The organism is Klebsiella sp. JN_Kp126, from assembly GCF_033843325.1.
Classification (GTDB): Bacteria; Pseudomonadota; Gammaproteobacteria; order Enterobacterales; family Enterobacteriaceae; genus Klebsiella; species Klebsiella michiganensis.
Genome location: NZ_JAWXQV010000022.1, coordinates 1 through 1949, shown reverse-complemented (window position 1 = coordinate 1949; position 1949 = coordinate 1). Strand labels below are relative to the sequence as shown.

Genomic DNA, 1949 nt, shown 5'->3' with positions numbered 1-1949 from the left:
CATCCGGGCGACCAGTGCATTTCTCATAGCCTTTACTCTCCAGAGTCGAAGTATATGCAAAGGAAAAAATGATAGAGCTTACGAAAAGACACCAACCAAACCTATAAAAACTCTATTATTTTTTGCATTTGATGATCGCCTGCTCCTCTCCGTGCCGCATAGCCAAATACCAGTATATACATGGGAAGAGAAGGATTATCGGAATCATTAGCAGAGCGCAAATGGTTGGTGAAAAAACAACATCATCTCTAAAATCAAATAGTTCACTAAATGCATTATTTGCAAACCATAAAGAACCAAACGATAAAGCACACCAAATAATAAGATTCCCAATAAATCTGCGTTTTGGACTCATAGACCCATCACCTGAGATATAAGATCGTCACTATATTTTCAATAAATTGCATTATCTCACACTCGATATCCAGTCGGCTTTTCGGGTAATGTTTTGATATTACTGACGGCAATTCCGGGGATCTTTTACATATCTTGTTGCCATGCCAGGCATCCAACCTTTAGGGATGTCTGGACAGGCAACGTATCCTTTATCTTCAAGTTTATTTGAGAAATAAACCTTAAATCCAATCTGAATGACGACCGTAACAATGAACAATACAATCATGTACTTAGTCACATATTTTTGTATCTGAATCGAAACTCTGCGCCCTAGAAAAATAGGCCATAATGAAAAAAATGCGACAGGGGACAAGATAAATACAGCAGAAAACCCATAAACAAAAAAAGATGAGAATGATAATTCAGATGGAAATGTTAAATATTCTTTAAGCGTATTAAAGGAAAATACCCCCCCCCCTAAGATCAAGGGTACATAAAGACACAGCATCCCCAAAAACATTCCAATTCTACGTTTAAATGAAAAAGTCTCCATTAAAACCACTCCTTTTCAAAACTGTCTAATGTTTGTCTTAAGTATTTTTTCACCTCATATTCAACAACCTCTTTCCCACGGGAAAGCATACCATCAACATACATTGCGCCCAAATCCCACAAGCCTTTCTCCATTTCTTTTGCTTTCTCAACAAACTCCTGCTGCGCCGATTCAATGAGAGAAACGACTTTGTCTGTAATTTTAAACTCATCATCTAATTTATTGAGTGCCCATGCGGATAATGCACCAGCAACCAGCACAACAACTAATGGGGCGGCAATTGTTGAGAATACCCCTACAGCGTAAACACCAGCCCCCCAGGTTATCGTTGAAGAAATACCGACTTTAAGCACATCAACAGCCCACTTCCCTATGAATTTCGCTAATGTAGTCTCATCATTTAAGATAAAGTCAACGGAATCAGCCACAGATACATAAATCAGACCGAAAAGAAAACCATCTTTTATAGCGTTATTTAGTCCGTAACTTCCTATTCCATACTTGATGATCTGTGGATTTTTTGCGGCAAACACAGGTGCATTTAATATTTTCCGGATCCCTGCATAACCACTTATTTTTATTAACTCTGTTCCCTTGTGGTTAACATATACTGTTGCAGTTATGCCAAGGTTACCTAGCTGATATAATACCTTCGAAGTGGAGTATGCGTCTTTTATACTTGTACCGTAGTTAACAACAAATTCACCGGGTTTGCTTTGGGAAACGAAGAACCACCCTGATTTATAGAATCCCATAGATGTCAAATACTCAAAAACCTCCCCAAGCGTAAGTAGCATGACGTTGTGGTTATTGGCATTCAACATTACCCTCAAATTACCATCGGGGAAATTATGAGTATTTCGTAAAACTGGATAATCGGATACAAATCCTGCCTGCTTTTGCTCACCGGTCAGATAACCAGGCAGCTCAGGAGAAATCTGAGTCGGGGCGGCCGTAAAGCCTGCTGCTGATTCTGCAACGGAAGCACCACTGCTCTTCTCATACGTATCATCCATCATCGATGGAATGAACTTTGCCTTACACGGACAGGTACTGTAGC

General features: G+C 39.6%; 3 protein-coding genes. 1 reads left to right on the top strand and 2 read right to left on the bottom strand.

The annotated features are described in order from the left end of the window. The coding region (locus SIK97_RS00915; RefSeq protein ID WP_319610914.1) for a hypothetical protein at positions 1–211 on the top strand (211 nt) is incomplete at its 5' end. A gap of 243 nt (positions 212–454) precedes the next feature. On the opposite strand, the gene SIK97_RS00910 is transcribed toward SIK97_RS00915, so the two are convergent. Further along, positions 455–889 carry a DUF1240 domain-containing protein gene (locus tag SIK97_RS00910; protein WP_032749800.1) on the bottom strand — a complete coding sequence of 145 codons (435 nt, stop codon included), beginning with the start codon at positions 887–889 and terminating at the stop codon, positions 455–457. Next, on the bottom strand, positions 889–1949 hold a 1061-nt coding region (locus SIK97_RS00905; protein WP_319610913.1), incomplete at its 5' end, for a PAAR domain-containing protein. The genes SIK97_RS00910 and SIK97_RS00905, both read right to left, overlap by 1 nt.